Genomic DNA, 20,886 nt, shown 5'->3' on the forward strand with positions numbered 1-20,886 from the left:
TTTAACTATACGTGGTTTCACGATGGCTTTCTATTTATTTAGCTGTTGCATTTCATTTTACAATGAAGCGTTATTTTATTTAGTTCATGAGCGTAATAGAAGCGTTGCATTTCTTCATAAGCTCGTTGCATTTTTTCGTATTGCTCTTCCTCTTGGGATAATAACTGTTCTTCGTATACGAGCTGCTCTTGTAAACGTTGCATCGTTGTTTCATATTTTTCTTTCAATCTAGCAATAGACTCTGTTTGCTTTGGAACATTGCCTTCATACGAATCGATATGAACACTCAATTGTCCTTCTATTCCACGAATTTTTTCTAATATTGTTCTACTTTCTTGCATTTTCTCTTCTTTTTCTATCGTTTTTACTCGGATGCGTTCTTGTTCCATTTCAATTTGACGTTTTATATTTTTGTAAACAGGAAGATCGCGACGAACTTCTGGACATTGCTCTAAAATTTGATTCAAAGCTACAAGCGCTTGTTCATAATTTTTTCGTTCGTAAGCAATTTTTTGCTCATATACTTGAATGTTTTGAGAAATTTGATTACGGCGATTATCGATCGCTTTTATTTTTTCTGAAATTACTTTTTCACTATTTGACGTCATTCGCGGAACGAGCTCATCTTTTCTTTTATAAATTGGATGTGTTTCAATCTCATGTTGAATGACATATTCTAACTTTTGCAAGTCCGTTTCAATCGCTTGCATATGATTGATGACTTGCTCACGCTTCTGTTCAATCTCTTTTACTTCTTGCTCTTGCCGCTTTAAATTTTCAGTAAGTTGCTCTAATTGATCGTGATAAAATTGAGCTCGCTTCATCGCTCGCATATAATCCGTCGCCTTCGGAATCTTTTGCTCTGCTAACGTGCGAGACTCTTCTTTTGAATGGTAAAGTCGCATATGATGATTTTCCAATTCTCGTTCTAACTTTTCTTTATCTTCTATCATTTGAATGCGCTCATCATGCAATTGTTGCATCTTTTGTTGCTGTTCAAATTGAGCTCGCTTCAGTTGCTCATACTGTTCATATGGATACTTCTCTAAAAAATTCTGAAATTCATGATCTACTCGTTTATGTTTCTCTATATTTTGTTCAATTTGCTCACGTTTCATAATTACGTTATTCGCTGCTTCCCTAGCAGTATGCTTCCACTCTTCAAATTGTTCGCGTTGAATATGAGTGCGCCAAGACGATGGAATCGTCCATTCTTTCGGAACTTCTACTTCTCCTTTATAAATTTGCATCGCTTCAGCTCTTGATAAGACAATAATCGGAATTGTCAATTGTTGTTCGATTAAGTTTAACTCATATTTCAATTGATCCCGTTCTTGCTCTATCGTAATTAAACAGTTCGCCCAAAAAGGATAATCGCTCGTCTGTTCAGAAGGTGAAGAGAGATAGTTCACAAATTGTGTACCCGTTTGAATGGACGAAAATCGAGAGCTCCATTGTTCTAGTTTTTTAGCGACATAAGCGTCCGCAAAAAACAATTCTTGCTCTTCGTAATCATCAATCTGACGCAATACTCGGCGTTCTTCCATCAAACATTCTCGTTTATTTTTTTCAAGTACTTGAATTTTATTTTGCAATTGCTCTCGAATCGTCTGTTCTTTTTGATATATTTTTTCTTCTACTGGTATATGAACAATGACTGTTTGTAACTGCTCTTTTAACTTCGCTTCTTCACGTTCTAACATATTTAATTGTTCATTCGTCGATGTTTGATTCAGTTGTAAAGTTTGGTACGCTCGATTAATTTCTTCCAGACGGTCATTGTTTGCCGTTTGTTCTTTTTCGATTTGTTGGCGTTCTTGTTCCATTTCATGAATCTGATTTGCCAATGTCGTTAAACGAGCTTTCCATTCTTTCAACAATTGTTCGACTTTGTCATTCGGATGCGCAACGAGTCCTTTTTTCAAACGCTTTGCTTCTTCCAACTCTTTTTCTTCTCGGACTTCACTTGCCGTCTTTTCGTTATTGATTGTCTGTAACTGTGCGGTTGCGGTACGAAACTCTCGTTCAAATTGTTTTCTTTCTTTTTGAGTTTGTGTGAGTTGCTTATTCAATTGTTGTCTTTTCTCTTCATACATATGATACTCTCGCTCGAGTAAAAATAATAATTGACCTTCCAATTGCTGCAATTGCTCGGTAAGTTGCTCCATATCGAATTGCTCATCTTCTCGTCTCATTTGCTCTTCTGCTTCTCGAATCAATTGTTCCGCTTCTCGTGCTGCAGCGTGATTTTTAGCATACAATAAAGCATATTTCTGATGTTCATGCTCCTTCAACTGTTCTTCTATTTCATACAATTTTTGCTCACATTTCTGATATTGCTCTTGTTCTTCGGTTAAGCTCTCTTGAAGTTCATATATTTGAATGCGCTTCTTTAATGCCTCGCCTTCTCGTTGCTCTTCTTCAATTCCCTTAATTCTTTCCTTAATCTTCTCTATTTCTTTTATTGATTTTTTCTTTTGATTTTCCAAATACGTATAATATAAAACGGTTTCGACTTTTTTATCATAATAACGCTTCGCTGCTTCGTCATAATGTGCATACTGTGTAACATATTCATTTAATTGTTCGTCAATTTTTTTGTAACTTTTAATTTGTTCTGCCAGCTCTTTAGACTTTCGTAAACTTTTTCGCTGTGATTCAAACTGGTCAACAAACTCTTTCTTTTCGAAGTGCACATTTGCTTGTTCTACAGAAGGTATGAGTAAACGATCGAATAATTCTTGAGTCGTTTTACAATTTTCAAAAACTTTTTCAATGCCGCCTTCAGTGCTATTCATCATGCTAATATTTTCCCATTCTTTTCGCATAATGGCATACGTCTCTTCTAAATACTCTCGATATTGTTTAAGCGTTTTCAAAAATAATTTTCCACGAGCAGGAGATGTTTTGACAATATTTTGATAGTATTGTAACATTTGTTCTTTCGTGGCAACGTAACGTTCTTGTCCTTCTCCTAGAAGAAACGGAATATTTTCGATACGATGTTCGTCTTGTTCTCCGTACTCATATACATAACGAAGCGATTCGATCGCATTATTTTTACGATATAGCGTTACAGCTGTTACAACAGAACGTTTTGGATGATTGTTTACAGTCCATTCAATCGCAATATGAGCAGGGCCATTTTCTAAGTAAAGTGTTTCTTTAATAGTACGGTCTCCTAATGAACTATGAGGAATGATCGCTTGGAGCGCTGTTTGAATAAAAACCGTTTTGCCCCCTCCATTTTCTAAAAGGATAATACTATTTTGATCTTCGAAGTGAAATGTCTCATCGTAATAGCGCTTATCTCCATTTGAAAACTGCACATTAGAAAATCTTATTTTACGAATTGTCGGCATCTTCTCTTTCCTCCTCACCGTATAAAAACTCTAATATCCCACGATTATATTCAGAATCCATAAAATAGTTCCCTACAATATTTTTTGTACGTTCTGCTAAACTGTATTCCCCTTCTCCGACTTGTCGCAAAACTTCTTCTTGCTCTAAAAAATGGCATACTTTATGCAAAAAACTTACCCTACTTTTCGTTTGTCCTCTTTGATGTTTCACACCTTCTCGCACATCATCTAAGGCATGCCATTTTTCAATAATGCCTCGCCAATGATAGCTAAATTCTAATTCTTTCTGTTCTAATGTTTCTTCTCCTAAACTTTGTAAAGCTTCTATTCGCTGATCAATACTTTGTATCCATTCTTCTAACGTAATGAACGCACGAGTCGGCTCTAAAGAATGAAAAGAATTGTAAAATTCACCGAGAACACATAATGTCGCAAAATACATTAAATATAAATCTTCATTTTTTCCTTGGCTACCGAAATATGTACGACGCAATGTTTCATTGCTCACATGATGAGGTGACAATGTTGTTTTAGGAACTAAGATGGCTTCATTTCCAATTAACATGCAAATCGAATCGACTTGTTCACAATAAAAATCGACGAGTGCTCTAAAGTTCGTCTCACTTTTATAGTGTTGAATCGCTTCTCCAGTTACATAGCCTGTCATTGCGAGTTGTTGATACATTTGAAATGCTCGCTTAATTTCTTCCTGTTCATACATAACCTTCAACTCCTTTCCAACTAAATTGTAAGTTTTGCATCGTATATCGCTCTGTCACACGAAGGATTGGCTGTGCTTCAATAATGTGTAAAGCTTTCGGCAGTTGGGGTAACGCCTTTGCAAAGAAGTGAAGAGAATGTTCTTCTACGATTTCTTTTTCCGTCCCTTGAAGTGGTGACTTTTGATGACAAAGGGTTAAAAAATAATAAAAACTTTCTTTCTGCAAAAAAGATTTTTCATCTTTATTCATTGCATCGATCCAATGTTCTAATGTCCATTGCTCTCGTGATTGCCCAAATACAATCAATCTCTCCATATAAATTTGAAATTGTCGACGCACATGCTCAGCATATTTTTCTTTTTCTTCTTGTTCTACTACTTGTGAAATATAATGTTTACGGTCAATTTCATATTCCTTTCTCCATTGCTGAGGGGCAAATATCGTAAATAATGACCACGCTTCATAACGCTCCATCGATAAAAAAGGAGCTAAAACACCTTTCATCCTTTCAATTGGAAGGATTTGTGTCACAAATTCTGATACGATTTCTTGATCAATATTAAAATGGTCCAATCCGATTGTGTATAATGATTGCTCGGCCGCTTCTAATACTTCTTCACGCAAATGTAAACTTCGTGTCAATAGCTCTTTATGCTTCGCATGTACAGCCATTAATGAATCTTCAATTTTCACTAATAGTCGATATGCTTCTTGGTCTTCAGTCGTCATTTTAGATTCATTCATCTTCCGCATCGAAATAATAAATGCATGTAATTGTTCGAACTCTTCGTTTTCATGAGCAATTCGATAGTTTCGATCTTCAAATAATTGCATATACTTTTGTTGAATTTCTAAATTAATAATATTCCGTTTCACTTCTAATGATAATTTTTCAATGCGATCATGCAATTGTTCGACATCCATTCGCATTTCATTAATTTGACGCAAAGCTCCTTGTAATTCACCCTTTTCGAGCAATTTCCTCAACATGAGTTGATGAATAGATAATTGAAACTCTTGGAAATATTCTTTCGTCGCAAAGATTAACTCTAATCCATCATCGTCTAATTCATAATATTGTCGACTGTTTTTCACATCGAAATAAGATGTTTTGAAGTAGCTGAAAGTGATTGTCTCTGTCTTTTTTGATTCTATGTTATAAAAGGAATACGTTTTATACTCTCCTTTTGCAGGGCGAAACACTTCTTTCACTTCTTCTAATAAATCTATCACTTCGTCAGTAGATAAAATATATGTCTCTTTCAATAGTTGCTCGATATAGGACGCAGCTTCCCGAATGCCAACTTTTGTCTCTCTCATCAATTTCATCTCGAAAAAATAAAGTAAAACGAATAATCCTATCATTCTCATATCAATTGCGATACCATTCGTATCTTTCTTTTGTTTTCTAGCTAATTCTGAAAGTGGTTCTTTCAATAAAATACGGCGCATTCGTTCTTTATAATCGGTTAAAATATGTAGCGGATCATTCAATTAAAGGCCTCCTTTCAACTCCTCACTCATATGTAACCAAATGCGTTGCAGTTGATTCGATGTGAGATTTTCTTGTGATAAATAATAACGGCGCTGTAATAAATTTTCAATCTGTTGCTGTTCTCGTTCATCAAAAAATTGTAAAAAAGCAGTGATGGCCTCTTCATTTCTTAACTGTTCCGTCGGAATAAGCTTTCCTTCTTTTTTCAAAATTTCTTTATAAAAAGAAGTAGCAATTCGAATGGATCGCTGTTTTATCAATGTATGCCAAATTGCTATGCCTGTAAAATCTAAATCTCCAAAATAATAAAAAATAGATTTTACCCCTTCTAACGGGAGTTGACTCTCAAAAGATCGTAAGCTGCCAACAATTCCATAACCGCCTCCATAAATTAAACTAGAAAAACAAGTATGTTCTAAAACAGGCAGTAAACCTTCATATGTCGCTTTATTTTCAACGATCAGATGATATTGTGTTTCTTGAAATAAAGAGTATCGATTGACCGCCATCCAAAGAGGTTCTCTACTTACTTGAATCGCTAATTTTTCATAAATCCCTAATCGTTCTAAAAGTGATTGCCCCCCTCTATACTGAATCCATTTCTCATCTCCCACTAACATTTGACTTCTTTCAGGTGCAGAAGCAGGTGTTAAAGGGAATGAAGTGTGTTTAATAAAATGATTGATTTTTTCTATCCAAGGTTTGTCTTTTTTCAATTGTTCTAAAGGTAAACGGTAATAATCGTCTAATGATAATGCTGAATGTAATTGTAATTGTAGTTGTTCAATTTCGATTTGTTTCATTTGTTGCCATTTACTTTTTTCAATACGGTATTTATAAAATAACGGTGGAGTTTGATTCGTTTGACCAGATGCAATGACGGGCTTTAATATGTGTTTTTGTTGAAGCTCTAATATTTGGTGAGCAAATTGTTCATAGGAGTCATGAACAATATACTGTTCTAATTCATCAAGTTGAATCATTTTTCTAGGATGTAGTGCTAATCTTTCTAGCATACTTACACCTCCTTATCTTCTCCATCATAAAACAAAATTTGTTTATTTTCACGAATCGATGTAAATTCTTCATAATATCCCCTTTGTCCTGCTCTTTTCGTAATTTCTACAAAAACAAAAAATCCCTCATTTATAAAAATGAGAGATTACATAATTGATATTTAGTTACGAATTAAGTGATCGAATGCGCCGAGTGCTGCAGTTGCACCTGCACCCATTGAGATGATAATTTGTTTATACGCGCTATTTGTACAGTCGCCTGCTGCAAATACGCCAGGTACGTTTGTAGCACCGTTTTTCTCAATTTCGATTTCACCAAAGCGATTGCGATCTACGACACCATCTAACCATTCCGTATTTGGAACGAGACCGATTTGAACGAAGACACCTTCTAATTCAACGTGGTGTTCTTCATTTGTTTCACGATCGATGTACGTAATACCGTTCACTTTGTCATCGCCAGTAATTTCTTTCGTTTGTGCATTTGTGAAAACGTCAACGTTCGGTAAGCTGCGTAAACGTTCTTGTAACACATCGTCCGCTTTTAATGTATCTGCGAATTCTAATACCGTTACATGCTCAACGATTCCTGCTAAGTCAATCGCTGCTTCAACGCCTGAGTTTCCTCCGCCGATAACAGCAACGCGTTTACCTTCAAAGAGTGGACCGTCACAGTGTGGACAGTATGCGACACCTTTGTTTTTGAATTCTGCTTCACCAGGGACATTGACATTTCTCCAACGTGCACCTGTTGCGAGTACGACTGATTTCCCTTTGACCATCGCACCGTTAGAAAGTCCGATTTCAATGAAATCATCCGTCTTTTTCAATTCGCTCGCTTTCAATGTATTCATAATGTCTACATTGTATTCTTTCACGTGTTCTTCAAGATTCGCTGCGAGTTGTGGTCCTTCTGTTTTCTTCACACTGATGAAGTTTTCGATGCTCAATGTATCGAGCACTTGACCGCCGAAACGTTCTGCGACAATCCCTGTACGGAGCCCTTTACGCGCTGCATAAATCGCTGCACTCGCTCCTGCTGGACCGCCACCGACGACGAGTACATCGAATGGATCTTTCGCATTAATTTCTGCTGGGTCTACTTCATTTCCAAGTTTCACGAGAATTTCTTCAAGTGTCATACGACCGCTTCCGAAAAATTCACCGTTTAAAAAGACAGCTGGTACTGCCATAATTTCTTTTTCTTCTACTTCTTGCTTAAATGTCGCACCGTCGATCATCGTATGTGAAATATTTGGGTTTAATACACTCATAATATTTAACGCTTGTACGACGTCTGGACAGTTGTGACATGATAAGCTAACATACGTTTCAAATTGAAGCGTATCTTCAATGTTTTTCACTTGTTGCATCACGGCTTCATCTACTTTTGGAGCGCGACCGCTCACTTGAAGTAGTGCGAGCACGAGTGATGTGAACTCTTCGCCTAACGGAATCCCTGCGAATACGATTCCTGTGTTCTCTCCTGTTTTGTTAACACTAAAACTAGGCGTACGCTCCAATTGCGTACGCTCTAGTTTAATGTTAGGAGACATGCTTTCGAGTTCTTCAACGAATTGTTTCATATCGTTAGAAGAATCTGATTCGTCGAGGCTTACTTGTAAAGTAACTTCGCCTTCCATTAGCTCTAAATACTGAGCTAATTGCGCTTTAATGTCTGCATCTAACATATTATATGGCCCCCTTAAATTTTACCAACTAAATCAAGGCTTGGTTTCAACGTTTTACCGTCTTCTTTCCATTTTGCCGGGCAAACTTCACCTGGGTTTGTGCGCACGTATTGTGCTGCTTTAATTTTGTCGATTAACGCGCTCGCGTCACGTCCGATTCCACCTGCGTTAATTTCCATCATTTGGATAACGCCGTCTGGGTCGATGATGAATGTTCCGCGTTGTGCAAGACCATCTTCTTCATCTAAAACGTCGAACTGGTTAATTAATTTGTGAGCTGGGTCACCGATCATTGCGTATTCGAGTTTACCGATCGCTTCTGAGTGGTCGTGCCATGCTTTATGTGTGAAGTGAGTATCTGATGAACATGAGTAAACTTCAACGTCCATACCTTTTAAAGTTTCGTACTGGTCTTGTAAGTCTTCTAATTCTGTTGGACATACGAATGTGAAGTCCGCTGGGTAGAAGCAAAGCACCGTCCAGTTACCTTTAAAGTTCTCTTCTGTTACTGTTAAAAATTCACCGTTTTGGAAAGCCTCTAATGAGAAAGGCTCTACTTGTTTGCCGATTAATGACATAATCAAATTCCTCCTTCAATAATTTAGAATGATTTCTTCTTTATAATAATTATTATATGATACATTGTAGAAAAAGGCAAGCGATAACTGAAACATCATCTGCAAGCTTTTATGAACAATGGTTCAAAGAAGATACATTCCTAATCTCTACACTTCTATTATATAAGAAGTAACCATTTTAAAGTCAAGCGATATCCATTGAGAAAGTCTACTTTTAAATGAAAACACTCACATCTTATTCACAATAAGTTCAATTGCACTGACTTTTTCTAATAAAACATGAAAAGCCGTCCAGTTCGATTCTTCATCAAACTGGACCGCTCTCTATTTTAAGAAATTTGGGTCGGCGAAGCTTGGGTTTGGATATTTGTAAAATCCTTCTCCCGTTTCACGGCCTAGTTTCCCTTGGTCGATATATTGTTCTTTTAATAATTGCGCTAAACGAATATAGTTATCATCTTTTGTCACTTGCGCTTTCATTTGGACGATATTATAGGCTGTATTAATTCCAATAACGTCTAAAATAGCAAATGGACCGAGTGGTGCACCTGTTCCAATCATCCATGTTTTATCGATTGTTTCAGGATTTGCTACATCATTCACATATAAAAGTTCTGCTGCATCAAGTAAAGGAACGAGCAATGAATTTAAAATATAGCCTGGCTGTTCTTTATGCAGTGGAAGAGCAACCATTCCAATTGACTTTGCAAATTCGACGACATCATCAAAATGTTGTTGTGCCGTTTCAGCATGCCCCATCACTTCTGCCGTATTATTTCTCCAAATATGGTTAGCGAAGTGAAGCGCTAAAAATTGTGCTGGTCGGCCTGTCGACTGTGCAAATTGGCTTGGCAAAAGCGTTGATGTATTCGTCACAAATACCGTATGCTCAGGCGCTAAAGTAGCGATTTTCTCATAGAAGTCAACTTTAATCTCAATCACTTCTGGAATCGCTTCGATGACGAGGTCTGCTTCTTTCACAGCCTCAGCTAAGTCGCTCGTATACGTCAAACGCTCGTGCGCCGCTTGTAACTGTTCATCTGTCGCTTTTAAATCTTGTCGATACGGTTCATTGAGTGCCGCTGTGCGTTCTTTTGCTTGTGCAATCGCTTCTTCAGAAATGTCATACAATGTGACATCATATCCAAAATATGCTGTTTGCATTGCAATTTGACTGCCTAAGACGCCTCCACCTGCTACTGTTACATGCTGATAATTCATAATCATCCTCCTCATTATTTTAAAATAGAGATGTTCTCTTTTATCATAGCGGACTTCTACACCTGTTACCAGCATTTACCTTCAGCTTAATATTCGTTTTTTAGCCTCTTCATATTGCATACTGAGCGATTCGATATACTCAGAAGCTTTTTGAATTTCTTTCACTGCTCCAATCCCTTGCCCTGCTCCCCAAATATCTTTCCACGCTTTATGTGCGCTGTCTCCCCCGAAGTTCATTTTCGTCGGATCGCTTTCAGGGAGATTCTCTGGATCCATACCCGCTGCGCGAATAGAAGGCGCTAAATAATTGCCATGTACGCCCGTGAAGTAATTACTGTACACGATATCGTCCGAATTACTTTCAACGATCGTCTCCTTATAGTCTTTTACCGCATTCGCTTCTTCTGTCGCAATGAACGGTGAACCGATATAGGCAAAATCTGCCCCCATCGCTTCTGCTGCTAATACGCTATCTCCTGTTGCGATCGACCCTGCAAGTGCGAGCGGTCCATCGAACCATTCTCGAATTTCTTGGACGAGCGCAAATGGACTTTTAACACCCGCATGTCCGCCAGCTCCGGCAGCGACAGCGATCAAGCCATCCGCTCCTTTTTCAATCGCTTTTTTAGCGAAAAAATTGTTAATGACATCATGAAATACAATCCCACCGTATTCATGTGCTACTTCATATACATCTTCTCTCGCACCGAGTGATGTAATGATGATCGGTACTTTATATTTTTGACATAATGCCATATCTTCCTCTAATCGTTCATTCGACCGATGAATAATTTGATTAATCGCAAAAGGTGCAGCAGGACGTTCTGGATTTTGTTTATTGTAAGCATCTAATGTCTCTGTAATTTCAGCGAGCCATTCATCGAGTTGCGATGAAGGACGAGCATTCAATGCGGGCATCGATCCGACAATTCCTGCCTTACATTGTTCGATGACAAGTTTCGGTGTGCTGACGATAAACATCGGAGATCCGATGACTGGAATACGTAGTTGTTCTTTTAATTGAAGCGCTTTCATTTTAATTTCCCCTTTCATAACGAATGAACATTCATTCATAATTTATTTAAATTTTATCACAATTTATACATAAACTCTACTTTCTACTCGTTTACAAAGGATTAACATTCGTTCAGCTTGAATTATGCTACTGTAAGTATAAAAGGAATGAGCGATTTTGAAACATTATGTAGATATTTTTACGATTGCTTTAAGACTCGGACTCACTTCTTTCGGTGGTCCCACTGCGCACCTCGCCTATTTCCATAATGAGTATGTGAAACAAAAACGTTGGCTATCAGAAAAAAGTTATGCAGACCTCGTAGCACTTTCTCAGTTTTTACCAGGCCCTGCAAGTAGCCAAGTAGGAATCGGCATTGGATTGTATCGAGGAGGATTGTTTGGAGGACTACTTGCTTTTCTAGGGTTCACTCTTCCTTCTGTCTTTTTACTCATCGCTTTCGCTATGTGGTTTCCTACTGACTTAGCCTTTGCAGCCGGTTTATTGAAAGGTTTACAGCTCGTCGCCGTCGCTATTGTAGCGCACGCTATTATTGGTATGAGTAAATCACTTGCTCCCGATACTTCTCGCCAATGGATTGCTTTTGTTGCGATGGCTACCATGTTGCTCTTTCCTCATCCATTTATTCAAATCGGAATTATTCTCATTGCAGCATGTGTAGGAAGATTGCTTTTCACTCAAATCATTCAGCAACAAAATCGTCCAGGTGAGCACGTACCTATTTCAAAAACTGCTGGGAGTGTCGCGCTTGTTCTCTTTTTCTTCTTTCTTTTCGCTCCACCTATCATATTGGCATGGAAAGATATTCCAATCCTTTCCTTTTTCGAATCATTTTATCAGTCAGGAGCGCTCGTTTTCGGAGGCGGTCATGTCGTCTTGCCTCTTTTAGAACAACAATTCGTCTCCCCGACCGGCTTGTCAGGAGAAACATTTTTAGCTGGGTATGGTGCCGCTCAAGCCGTTCCGGGTCCTCTTTTCACATTTGCGGCCTATTTAGGAGCTGTGCTCAACGGTCCGATTGGTGGATTGTTTGCAACATTTGCGATGTTTTTACCTGCTTTTTTATTGATTGTAGGCGCTCTCCCATTTTGGGATCTGTTGCGCAATAACGCACATATGCAAGGAGCAGTAAGCGCAATGAATGCTGCTGTACTCGGATTATTAATCGCAGCATTTTATGATCCGATTTGGACGAGTTCGATAACATCTTCTGTTCATTTTACAATTGCTAGTCTACTCTTCATTCTTTTACAATTTACAAAATGGCCTTCTTGGAAAATTGTCTTACTTGGTGCGATGATTGGAGCGTTTTTTCTTTCTTAAATCCTCTCTTCCTTTCTGTTAAACTAATGAAAAGGAGGGAATGTTTTGAATTTCAAGAAAAGTCATCTCGTTCATGCGAGTCGTCCATTAACCGGATATTCACTCGAAAAGATTGAACGAGAAATCGAAACATTATTCGATGAATTGTACAGTACGATTGAACTGAAAAAAGGGGATTTTAGGCAGATGAGCGCCTTTGATTTAGATGTCATCATCGCCGTCATTGAAGCACAAAAAGCGCGTCGTAATGATTCTGCATTTATTTTAACGATTTTTTCGAGTTTAATTGCGCTCGCGACGGTAGCCACTACTGATTTAATTGAAAGTTGGACGATCAGTCATTTGCTCACATTCGTTTTCATTTGGATTGTATTGCTCATGTTAGTCGAACGTTTTTTTGACCATCGAAATGAACGACTTGTTTTACTTGGGGAATATTTAGCTTTATATAAAGAATATAAATTTTCAAAAAGCACATAAAAAAAGCGTACATCGCCTAAAACTAGGTGATGTACGCTTTTTACTTACGATGACGTCCCAGAAGGGATTCGAACCCCCGACCGTTCGCTTAGAAGGCGAATGCTCTATCCAGCTGAGCTACTGGGACTTGTACCGCTCCCTCATCCGAAGAAACGGACATCCATTATTATATGAAATATATCTCATTTTGTCAACGCTATTTAAAAATTACTTCATGTACGATGATTCCTTTAGGTGTTCGATACGTTACTTTCACACTGCCATCAATGCGAACATCTAAAATAGCAAATGTCGCAGGATTCCCTCCACGCGGACGAGTGAAGCTTCCTGGGTTTAAATAGAGTGTTTCTCCCACTTGCTCCGCACCGAGTAAATGAGTATGTCCGAATAATACGATATCTGCATCCACTTCTTGTGCTCGATAATCTAAACGTTGCAAACCGTTATAAATGTCGTATAAATGACCGTGTGTAATAAAAATCGTCTTCCCACCTAGTGTGACAGATAATTCTGTTTCGTACCGTACATCTCGATCATTGTTTCCCCGTATGCGATACATTCCTTGCATCGCTTTTGCATCATAATCAAGTTCACTATCCCCTGCATGAAAAATCGCATCGGCTTGATACGCATCGAGCACTTGTCGAAATTGCGTATCTCCATGCGTATCGCTGACGACGATTATTCGCATAGTGTCATCCCCTTTTAAATAAGTTGATCGAGCTCTTCTTCTAACTGACGCAATGCTGCCCCTCGATGTGAAATTTCACCTTTCTCTTCCGCTGATAATTGAGCCATCGAGCGATTCAAAGATGGAACAAAGAAAATCGGGTCGTATCCGAATCCGTTACTGCCCACTCTTTCTTTTAAAATTTCACCTTCACAAGTTCCCTCGTACGTACGTGTCGGTAAATTAGGACCTGCGATAGCGAGCACACATTTAAAGCGCGCTTGACGATTGTCGACATTCTCTAATTTTTGAAGCACTAAGTCAATATTAGCTTCGTCATCTTTGTCGAGTCCTGCATAACGTGCTGAATAAACACCCGGTTCCCCGTTAAGCGCATCAATTTCCAACCCTGAATCGTCCGCAATGACATTCATTTGAAGTAAACGCGCTGCTCCTTCTGCTTTTAAAATCGCATTTTCTTCAAAAGTCGTTCCTGTCTCTTCAATATCGATATATTCAGGCATATCTTGAAGCGTGCGCACTGTAATGCCGAGCGGCTTAAAGAGTGCTTCAAAGTCTTTCGCTTTTCCTAAATTATTCGTTGCGATTAAAATTTCATTCATTCGTTTCGTCCTGCCTTCCGATACTTTGTGCTACTTCACCTAAAACGTCACGTTGTAAATCGATCAATTGTTGAATACCGCCTTCTGCAAGTTCAATCAAATCAAACATTTCGCGTTTCGTAAATGTCGCTTCTTCTCCCGTTCCTTGCAATTCTACAAATTCTCCATTCGACGTCATAATGACGTTCATGTCGACATCGGCACTTGAATCTTCTACAAAATCTAAATCGAGTACGAGATTTTCACCAACTTTACCGACGCTTGTCGCCGCTAAATATTGTGTTAATGGGAACGTTTCAAAACGTTCTTCTTGATCTAATTTATCAAGGGCTAATGCAAGTGCGACAAAAGCTCCTGTGATCGATGCTGTACGCGTTCCACCATCCGCTTGAATGACATCACAATCAACCCAAACTGTTTTTTCTCCTAACGCTTCTAAGTTCGTCACCGCTCGTAAAGCTCGGCCGATGAGACGTTGAATTTCCATCGTACGACCTGTCACCTTACCACGTGAAGATTCACGTGACGTACGCTCTGTCGTCGCACGTGGAAGCATCGAATATTCAGCCGTAATCCACCCTTTTCCTGTTCCGCGAATAAAGTGTGGGACGCGCGTTTCAATCGTCGCATTACAAATAACTTTCGTATTGCCTACTTCGATGAGGACCGAACCTTCTGGATGAATGATAAAGTTGGGTGTCATCGTCACCGGACGTAATTGTTGTGCTGTTCTACCGTCGTGTCTCATAATCGAGCTCCTTTTCTTTTTATAATCTTTCTTTATTGTACACAAAAAAAGCGCAAGTTCCTATGCCTTGCGCTCGTTTATTTCTTCGATTGAATAATTGTTTGTAAATGAATTTTTTCAACAGTCGCGTTTTGAATTTGTAGCCAATCTTCCACAATGTCGCGGAACTTATCTACTTCTCCCGTCGTGTAAAATCGATATGTCGCATCAGGTTGTGTCGACTCTATGCCAAAATGATGTAAGACGCGTTTCACATCGACGACCGTTTCGGTTGCGGATGAAATAATTTTCGCATCAGGTAATGCTGCTTGAATATGATGTTGTAGTAGCGGGTAATGCGTACAACCTAAAATCGCTGTATCGAACTCTTTACGGTTAAGAACACGCAATGTCGCATCTACAATGTCGCGTGCCGCTTCTGTTTTATAGTCACCACTTTCCACGACGGGAACGAAATTCGGACAAGCGAGCGCTTGAACTTTCGCGTGTGGGGCGTGACGTAAAATGGCCGTATCATACGCACGGCTATTAACGGTTCCTTGTGTGCCGAGCACGACGATCTCATCTCGTTCTGATGCTTGTAAGGCCGCGCGTGCACCAGGTTCAATTACACCGATAATCGGAAAATCGAAGCGTTCCTGTACAGTTTCTAACGCTGCTGCTGTCGCTGTATTACAAGCAATGACGAGCATTTTGATGCCGAGTACTTCTAATGCTTCCGTCATTTCTACTGTAAACTGTGTCACTTCTTCTGTCGTCCGGGGACCGTATGGACAACGCGCATCATCTCCTATATAGATGATGGACTCATTCGGAAGTTGTTGAATAAGCTCTTTCGCTACTGTTAAACCGCCTACTCCTGAATCAATAACGCCTATCGGTGCTTTCACACTATCTCCTCTATTCTTTCTTCATTTCTACGTGCAAAGCACTTAAATATTGTGAAAACTGTCGTACCTCATCTTCCCCTAAATGAGTGAGCATTTTTTGTAAATAGGTTTGTCTCTTTTCAATCACTTCTTCAATAATACGCTCGCCTTCTGGTAATAAATGAATGCGCACGACGCGGCGATCTTGTTCATCGCGGACGCGTTTGACGAGTTCATTTTTTTCCATACGATCGACGAGGTCTGTTGTCGTACTGAATGCTAAATACATTTTTGTAGATAAGTCCCCAATCGTCATATCTCCTAATTCAAACAACCATTGAAGTGCGATAAATTGCGGAGGTGTAATTTTATAGTTCGTTAAAATCTTTCGCCCTTGCTGCTTAATAATGCCTGCGATATGACGTAAATCTTTTTCCATTTGCGCAATTTCAGTATGACGTTGATCGGATTGAGTCATTTCTTCCCCTCCTTCAAAACGATGACATACTGTATATTGTCGCCTTTTTCAATCGTTTGTGCAACTATTTTTATTACACGTTTACTCGATTCAACTCTTCAATCAGTGTCTTTTGTGTATCATTCCAAGGATACGGTTTTCCTGTATGCTTATCAATTTGCACGATGACGCCACGTCCTGTGAAAACGACTTGCCCTTTTTCATTTTTTCCCATGTAATGAATATCGAGCGATGTATTTCCTAAATGATGCACTTTCACATATACACGAATTTCTTCATCGTAAAAAACTTGATGTAAAAAATCACATTGTACATCTGCCACGACAGAAAATTTATCGATTTCTTCTACATGTTTAAAATTCAAAATTTGAACACGCTTTAAATATTCAATACGAGCATGTTCTAAATAACGAAATACTTCGACATTATTCAAATGACCGAACGCATCTAAATCACTAAACTTCACACGAATCGGTACGTAAAAATTAAAATCCATTTGCCATTCTTCCCAGTTTTGTATGTATGCTGCTTTACTCATAACATTCTCCCTTTCTAAACGTTCTTTCTCTTTACTTTACATCATTTTTTAAAAATAACAATACTTTTAATGAATAACCATTCATTTTCTGCTCAAAAAAGGATGGCTAAGCCACCCTTTTCACTTTATTCTCCTATTTTATCTTGCAACTGTCGCCAAAGTACCTTTCCACTGCTCGTCATTGGAAACTCATCCCAAAATTCAATTTCACGTGGGTATTTGTAAGGAGGCAATGTACTTTCCTCCTGTAACGCATCTTCCCAAGCAATTGTCTTTGGAAATGTTTTTCGCTCCTGCTTGACGACATCAGGCAATGTGCCAATCGCTCGCTCTTCCTCTATATAATCACGATACGTTGCGATAATCGGATTTTCTAATTGTCCGTCCCCCACGAAAGCTTCCGCAATCGGATACAATTCTTGTGAAATGCAAGCGTGATGAATATCTCCATCTTGCAAATAAAATTGTAATTCATGCGTCTTACTCATCGGGTTGATCGGTACGACGACTGCTCGATTGCGTAAAATAGCGTAAAGTGCGATTAAGTATTGTGGTGCATTTTGCATAAAGAGCATGACATTTTCGCCACGCTTTAAATTCCAATGTGTCGCCATGTAAGCAGCGAGCTGATCGACTTCTTCTATAAGCTGTCGATACGTCATCGCACGTCCATAATATTCAATCGCGATTTGTTCAGGATAACGTTTTGCAGAAATTTGTAAATTTTCGTATAAAGTTGTTTCAGGAATCGTAATCGTCTTCGTTAATAATGGTGGCCAATAATCAAAATGTTGTGTCTGTTGCATCATATTCCCTCCTCATCAATCGTTCTTCTAATAATGCCTCGTTCATAGTACGGAATGACATGCATCGCATGTTGCTTTGCGACGTATGCGATATCGTCTTCATACCCTTGTTTTATTAACATTCTTCCCGTCATCGATTGACGTAATCGCTCTTCTCGTTGCGCAGATTTCTGATTGTACGTTGCAAATGCCACTTCCGCTCGTTCGGTTAAGCGAGTAGTAGGCCGTCGCTTTAAATATTCCGCAATCCACTGTCCTGCTCCGTATACGTCTTCAATCGCTAATTGATCGTGTGACCCTGCGCAAACGAGCGTCCAATTCTCTTCTTGTAAAAATACTTCAACGATCGCTCGATTGTTCAATAAAGAACCGATCAATACACGTTTCGCCCCTTCACTTTTTCGAATGGCCAGCGTCCCATTCGTCGTCAACATGACGACTTGTGCCGGAAGATGATCTTGAATGAGTATAGTCGGGAGCGGTGGCGCAAAATACGGCTCAATCGGACGGCCATCTTTTTCTCCGATTAATTGGCTTTTTGGTAAAGCTTGATGCTTTTCAAGCGCTTCTTGTTCACTCACCGCTGGGTAGATTGATTGCACCCCTTTTTCCATTAACGTAACGATCGTCGATGTCGCTAATAAAATATCAAAGACGACGACATTTTGTTCTCGCAAATCGAGCGGCACTTCATGTTTTGTAAAAACGACATCAATCGTCATACATATCACCCTTCATCCATCGTTTGAACAGCGAGTTGAACCATATTGGATACGAGATGGTCAAAATGTTTAAAGCGCGAATCCGTCGTCTGTCCTTTCGCATATCGATAGTAAATTTGTTGACCGATGACCGCTAATTTAAAGTAGGCAAACGTCATATAATAATGAATATTCGATACGTCACGACCACTTTTTTCAGCGTATGCTTCAATAAATTGCTGACGCGTATAAAATCCGTCCATAATCGTAACAGGTGGTGCCCCGAGCGCATATTTTAAAATGTCGGGATCATCCGGCTCAATCCAATAACTCATCGCAACTGCTAAGTCAACGAGTGGATCTCCGACGGTCGACATTTCCCAATCAAACAAACCGGTCATTTGCGATAAATCTTCTGAAAACATCGCATTGTTTAATTTATAGTCATAATGAATAACAGTCGCTTGCGCAGTTTTCGGAACGTGCGTCACTAAATAATCCATTAAACGCTCTACATCGAGTAATTTCGTCGTTTCTACACGTCGGTAACGCTTCGTCCAACTGTTCGCCTGTCTTTCCATAAATCCTTCTGGCTTCGTCATTTCAAGTAAATTTGCCTCCGCTGGATCAACCGCATGTAAATGTACGAGTGTTTCTACCATGAGATGCGATAATTGTTTACCGATCGATGCTTCATAAGTGATGGAAGACGGTATTTCTGTATCAAATACGAGTCCTGTACGACGTTCCATAATGAAAAATGGAGCGCCGATGACTGCTTCATCATTAGAAAAAGTGTACGGTTTCGGCGCGATTTGAAAGTGTGGGTACAGCCTGTTCAACCACGTATATTCTCTTTCCATATCATGCGCTCTCGGCGCAATCGGCCCGAGCGGTGGACGACGAAGTACCGCTTCCCAATCTCCTTTTTGCAGTAAATATGTTAAATTCGAATGCCCTGCGCTAAATTGTTTAATTTGAAGCGGCTCATAAGGTACTCCTTCAATATGTTGTTCGATATAGTCATTCACTCGATCGAGTGATAGTTGTTCTTCTTTTCTCACTTCGATAATTTCAGACATGTTGTTCATCCCCTTTTATACTGACTAGTTAGTATGTTCAAAAGAAGGATGAACAATCTCACCCTTCTTTTGCGATTCCTTTAAAAAAAATGTCCTTGTACGCATCGCTTAATTGAGCTGCCGTTAAAGCTCCATGTGGATTAAACCAATTGTAGCTATAATTCGTCAAACTTAAAAAGGCAAATGCTGTAATGGCTGGATCTAATGAATCTAACAATTCTCCTGTTTCAATCCCTTGGCGAATAACTTCTTCGATGACGAGTCGAAATTCATCACGCTTTTCTTTCACTTCCACACTATTCGTATCGATCAAATGACGCATTTCACGCAAGAAAACACGGGCTCGTGCTCCTTGAATTTCGATATCTTCAATGAGTAAATGAAGCATTGCAGTTAAACGCTCTTTCGCTGTACGATGTTCAGCAATTAATTGCTGTTGACGATACAATAAGTCATCGATATATTGCGTATGAATGTCCATCAACAATTGCTCTTTCGATTGGAAATAGTAATAAAATGTCCCTTTCGTTACGTCTAGTGCATCGACGATATGTTGAATCGATGTTTCGGTAAAGCCTTGTTTTTCGAAGAGTTCAATACTCGTTGCGATAATTTTATTTTTCATCTGTACCACACTTTCTTTTTCATACTCTTCTACAAATTTACCATAAGTTCGGTTATAACGCACTCGCTCCACCGTCTACAGGCAAAATGATCCCTGTGACATAATCAGATGCTTCGCTCGCTAAAAAGAGCGCTGGACCTTTTAAATCTGAATCACTTCCTAAACGTCCGAGTGGCGTACTTTTACGAATTTCATCCCCTCCGTGTTCAATTAACACTTTCGACATTTTCGTCGGGAAAAATCCAGGTGCTAAAGCATTGACACAAATGCCAGATGCTCCCCATTTCACCGCTAAATCTTTCGTAAAAGTCATTAACGCGCCTTTACTCGTGTTATAACTTAATGTTTGCATAAAAGGCGGTGTACCACCGAATCCAGCGATGGAAGCAATATTAATCACTTTCCCTGATTTATTTGGAAGCATGACGTGACCGACTGCACGGCACATGAGAAATGCACCTGTAACATTCACATCCATCACTTTTTGCCAACCTTGTAAAGGCGTTTGTTCAATCGGCGCAGCCCATGAAGCTCCACTATTATTCACTAAAATATCAATCGTTCCAAATTGCTCCACTACTTGACGCACGACGTGCTCGACTTCTTGTTCATCGGTCACATCACAACGAACGCCTAATGTCGTCACATGATAATCGTTCGCTAGCTGAACCGCTGCTTTCTCACAAGCTTCTCCGTCTCTTGAACAGACGATAACATTCGCTCCTGCTTCCGCATACGTTTCAGCAATTTGGTAGCCGAGCCCCCTCGCTCCACCAGTAATGAGCGCGACTTTTCCTTTCAGTGTAAACATTTCTTTCATTT

At 39.3% G+C, this 20,886-nt stretch carries 21 protein-coding genes and 1 tRNA gene; 2 read left to right on the forward strand and 20 right to left on the reverse strand.

Annotated elements, in window-relative coordinates; translation table 11 throughout:
* Positions 1-38 precede the first annotated feature (38 nt).
* The 8 genes from ACFQ0V_RS10680 to ACFQ0V_RS10715 form a co-directional block, all read right to left on the reverse strand.
* Positions 39-3,362: a hypothetical protein gene (locus ACFQ0V_RS10680; RefSeq protein ID WP_381013236.1), complete on the reverse strand. Its 3,324-nt coding sequence runs from the start codon at positions 3,360-3,362 to the stop codon at positions 39-41.
* Positions 3,346-4,083 carry a DUF6063 family protein gene (locus ACFQ0V_RS10685; RefSeq protein WP_381013238.1) on the reverse strand — a complete coding sequence of 246 codons (738 nt, stop codon included), beginning with the start codon at positions 4,081-4,083 and terminating at the stop codon, positions 3,346-3,348. Before ACFQ0V_RS10685 ends, ACFQ0V_RS10680 begins: the two co-directional genes overlap by 17 nt.
* Positions 4,076-5,578 carry a hypothetical protein gene (locus ACFQ0V_RS10690; RefSeq protein ID WP_381013240.1) on the reverse strand — a complete coding sequence of 501 codons (1,503 nt, stop codon included), beginning with the start codon at positions 5,576-5,578 and terminating at the stop codon, positions 4,076-4,078. The genes ACFQ0V_RS10685 and ACFQ0V_RS10690 overlap by 8 nt, the downstream gene beginning before the upstream one ends.
* On the reverse strand, positions 5,579-6,595 hold the full coding sequence (locus ACFQ0V_RS10695) for a Wadjet anti-phage system protein JetD domain-containing protein (RefSeq protein ID WP_381013243.1): 1,017 nt from the start codon (positions 6,593-6,595) through the stop codon (positions 5,579-5,581).
* Between the two features lie 161 nt (positions 6,596-6,756).
* Positions 6,757-8,286, reverse strand: coding sequence for an alkyl hydroperoxide reductase subunit F (gene ahpF / locus ACFQ0V_RS10700; protein WP_381013246.1), 1,530 nt, complete (start codon positions 8,284-8,286; stop codon positions 6,757-6,759).
* A gap of 14 nt (positions 8,287-8,300) precedes the next feature.
* Positions 8,301-8,864 (reverse strand): alkyl hydroperoxide reductase subunit C, encoded by a 564-nt coding sequence (ahpC, locus tag ACFQ0V_RS10705; protein ID WP_381013249.1) that lies wholly within the window; start codon positions 8,862-8,864, stop codon positions 8,301-8,303.
* A 324-nt stretch (positions 8,865-9,188) separates the two neighbouring features.
* Positions 9,189-10,085 (reverse strand): 3-hydroxyacyl-CoA dehydrogenase, encoded by an 897-nt coding sequence (locus tag ACFQ0V_RS10710; protein WP_381013252.1) that lies wholly within the window; start codon positions 10,083-10,085, stop codon positions 9,189-9,191.
* Positions 10,086-10,166: 81 nt separating this feature from the next.
* Positions 10,167-11,120: an NAD(P)H-dependent flavin oxidoreductase gene (locus tag ACFQ0V_RS10715; protein ID WP_381013254.1), complete on the reverse strand. Its 954-nt coding sequence runs from the start codon at positions 11,118-11,120 to the stop codon at positions 10,167-10,169.
* A 157-nt stretch (positions 11,121-11,277) separates the two neighbouring features.
* Here ACFQ0V_RS10715 and chrA point away from each other — a divergent pair, with 157 nt between their 5' ends.
* Complete coding sequence (gene chrA / locus ACFQ0V_RS10720; protein WP_381013256.1) at positions 11,278-12,444, forward strand: chromate efflux transporter; 1,167 nt, start codon at positions 11,278-11,280, stop codon at positions 12,442-12,444.
* A gap of 45 nt (positions 12,445-12,489) precedes the next feature.
* A complete protein-coding gene (locus ACFQ0V_RS10725; protein WP_381013258.1) occupies positions 12,490-12,924 on the forward strand; it encodes a hypothetical protein in 435 nt (144 codons plus the stop codon).
* A gap of 53 nt (positions 12,925-12,977) precedes the next feature.
* Here the strand turns inward: ACFQ0V_RS10725 and ACFQ0V_RS10730 are convergent.
* From ACFQ0V_RS10730 to ACFQ0V_RS10785, 12 genes are all read right to left on the reverse strand, one after another.
* Positions 12,978-13,051: transfer RNA gene (locus ACFQ0V_RS10730), tRNA-Arg, on the reverse strand.
* Between the two features lie 69 nt (positions 13,052-13,120).
* Complete coding sequence (locus ACFQ0V_RS10735) at positions 13,121-13,615, reverse strand: metallophosphoesterase (RefSeq protein ID WP_381013259.1); 495 nt, start codon at positions 13,613-13,615, stop codon at positions 13,121-13,123.
* Positions 13,616-13,629: 14 nt separating this feature from the next.
* Positions 13,630-14,217, reverse strand: a complete 588-nt coding sequence (locus ACFQ0V_RS10740) for an XTP/dITP diphosphatase (RefSeq protein WP_381013261.1) — start codon at positions 14,215-14,217, stop codon at positions 13,630-13,632.
* The gene (gene rph, locus ACFQ0V_RS10745) at positions 14,210-14,965 is read right to left on the reverse strand and encodes a ribonuclease PH (RefSeq protein WP_381013264.1); all 756 of its coding nucleotides are present in this window, start codon (positions 14,963-14,965) and stop codon (positions 14,210-14,212) included. The genes ACFQ0V_RS10740 and rph overlap by 8 nt, the downstream gene beginning before the upstream one ends.
* Before the next feature lie 77 nt (positions 14,966-15,042).
* Positions 15,043-15,855 carry a glutamate racemase gene (gene racE, locus ACFQ0V_RS10750; protein ID WP_381013267.1) on the reverse strand — a complete coding sequence of 271 codons (813 nt, stop codon included), beginning with the start codon at positions 15,853-15,855 and terminating at the stop codon, positions 15,043-15,045.
* A 10-nt stretch (positions 15,856-15,865) separates the two neighbouring features.
* On the reverse strand, positions 15,866-16,312 hold the full coding sequence (locus tag ACFQ0V_RS10755) for a MarR family winged helix-turn-helix transcriptional regulator (RefSeq protein ID WP_381013269.1): 447 nt from the start codon (positions 16,310-16,312) through the stop codon (positions 15,866-15,868).
* A 73-nt stretch (positions 16,313-16,385) separates the two neighbouring features.
* The gene (locus tag ACFQ0V_RS10760; protein WP_381013271.1) at positions 16,386-16,850 is read right to left on the reverse strand and encodes an acyl-CoA thioesterase; all 465 of its coding nucleotides are present in this window, start codon (positions 16,848-16,850) and stop codon (positions 16,386-16,388) included.
* Between the two features lie 125 nt (positions 16,851-16,975).
* Positions 16,976-17,656 (reverse strand): AMP-binding protein, encoded by a 681-nt coding sequence (locus ACFQ0V_RS10765; RefSeq protein WP_381013274.1) that lies wholly within the window; start codon positions 17,654-17,656, stop codon positions 16,976-16,978.
* On the reverse strand, positions 17,656-18,378 hold the full coding sequence (locus ACFQ0V_RS10770; RefSeq protein ID WP_381013276.1) for a 2-phosphosulfolactate phosphatase: 723 nt from the start codon (positions 18,376-18,378) through the stop codon (positions 17,656-17,658). Before ACFQ0V_RS10770 ends, ACFQ0V_RS10765 begins: the two co-directional genes overlap by 1 nt.
* Positions 18,379-18,383: 5 nt before the next feature.
* Positions 18,384-19,439 (reverse strand): phosphotransferase family protein, encoded by a 1,056-nt coding sequence (locus ACFQ0V_RS10775; protein WP_381013279.1) that lies wholly within the window; start codon positions 19,437-19,439, stop codon positions 18,384-18,386.
* A gap of 58 nt (positions 19,440-19,497) precedes the next feature.
* Positions 19,498-20,127: a TetR/AcrR family transcriptional regulator gene (locus ACFQ0V_RS10780; RefSeq protein ID WP_381013281.1), complete on the reverse strand. Its 630-nt coding sequence runs from the start codon at positions 20,125-20,127 to the stop codon at positions 19,498-19,500.
* Positions 20,117-20,884, reverse strand: coding sequence for an SDR family oxidoreductase (locus ACFQ0V_RS10785; protein WP_381013284.1), 768 nt, complete (start codon positions 20,882-20,884; stop codon positions 20,117-20,119). The genes ACFQ0V_RS10780 and ACFQ0V_RS10785 overlap by 11 nt, the downstream gene beginning before the upstream one ends.
* Positions 20,885-20,886: the final 2 nt, after the last annotated feature.

The sequence above is a fragment of the Savagea faecisuis genome, from assembly GCF_042675605.1.
Taxonomy (GTDB): Bacteria; Bacillota; Bacilli; order Bacillales_A; family Planococcaceae; genus Savagea; species Savagea faecisuis.